The sequence below is a fragment of the Microcystis sp. LEGE 08355 genome, from assembly GCF_015207185.1.
GTDB classification, from domain to species: domain Bacteria; phylum Cyanobacteriota; class Cyanobacteriia; order Cyanobacteriales; family Microcystaceae; genus Microcystis; species Microcystis panniformis.
In genome coordinates this window covers 1-1171 of the sequence record NZ_JADEXI010000928.1, presented here as the reverse complement: position 1 = coordinate 1171, position 1171 = coordinate 1, and the positions used below count along the sequence as shown (strand labels likewise).

Genomic DNA, 1171 nt, shown 5'->3' with positions numbered 1-1171 from the left:
TAATCTCCAAAACTCCATCTAAAAAAGATAACCTTAACCCTGGGCGCTCAATTAGCTGTTCAACAGCTTTAAATTCTCTCCAGGTTATGTCACTAATTAAAATTGGTTCTGCTTCCCGTTCAATGAGTGTAGTTATCATAATTTAAACCCAAATTTAGAGAGTGAATTTTGATCAATATGATATCATCTAAAAATAGATTATCATAAAAACAGGACTTACGCAAAAAAGACCGAAAGTAGGGGTAATTCATGAATTACCCCTACGCAAGAATAAGGCGTTCAGCCACGTCTTGCGTAAGTCCTAAAAAAACATCATGCAAGCATACAAACTCAAAGGAAAAATTGATCAATCTGGTAAGTTGCTGATTACCGAACCCCTGAATTTACCCCCCGGAAACGTGGAAATTGTAGTCTGGGCAGCCACAGATACCCTTGATCATACCACAACCGCAACCACTGAATCAGCACCAGAAACACCAAAAAGACCAACTAAAATCAAGGTTTTGCAAAACTGGTTTGAGAAAACCCAACCTGCACCTCCTGATTTTGATCCAGATCAAGCTAAATGGGAATATTTAAAGGAGAAACATAACCTGTGAAAATCTTGCTTGATACCAACATAATTATAGATAGTGTAAACTTAAAGAGTTCACCTATTACCAAAATTCTATGACTCGCTGGTTTAATATTGCCGGTCCCTGTAAAGACGATATCCACTATATGCTCTCTCCCACAGTGCGATTACCAGATTTAGAGGAGCTAATTGAACAAGAAAGTTATTTTGTCCTTCATGCACCACGACAAACCAGGAAAACCACCGCTATGTTATCCCTAGCAAAACAACTTACTGATACTGGAAATTATGCCGCAGTCATGGTATCCGTAGAAGTAGGAAGTGCATTTAATCATGATCCTACTGCCGCAGAATTGGCAATTTTAGGAACTTGGTATAATAGGCTCTTCGTTACCCTTTATGCTAAATCAACAGACAAGATGCCAAGATAACATACTTCTAACCCAAAAATTCCGAAAGTTTCTCAAGCGATAGGCTCTCCGTTTTATTAGTTTAAGTTTATTGTTGATTCCCTCGACCACCCCATTCGTTGTCCTTCGCTCGAAATAACTAATGATTTCTCCAAACCAGTTTCGGATTGTTTGACAACTCTTGGTA

Annotated in this window: 2 protein-coding genes and 2 pseudogenes; 2 read left to right on the top strand and 2 right to left on the bottom strand. The window is 38.5% G+C overall.

The window, feature by feature from the left end; all coding sequences use genetic code 11:
• Window positions 1-139 (bottom strand): annotated as a pseudogene (locus tag IQ242_RS25360) (Uma2 family endonuclease); the annotation flags it as partial.
• A gap of 175 nt (window positions 140-314) precedes the next feature.
• Here IQ242_RS25360 and IQ242_RS25355 point away from each other — a divergent pair.
• Window positions 315-599, top strand: coding sequence for a hypothetical protein (locus IQ242_RS25355; protein ID WP_193961852.1), 285 nt, complete (start codon window positions 315-317; stop codon window positions 597-599).
• A gap of 70 nt (window positions 600-669) precedes the next feature.
• Window positions 670-972: pseudogene (locus IQ242_RS25350) on the top strand (ATP-binding protein); the annotation flags it as partial.
• Between the two features lie 9 nt (window positions 973-981).
• Here the strand turns inward: IQ242_RS25350 and IQ242_RS25345 are convergent.
• A partial coding sequence (locus IQ242_RS25345) for a transposase (protein WP_193961851.1) occupies window positions 982-1171 on the bottom strand: 190 nt, incomplete at its 5' end.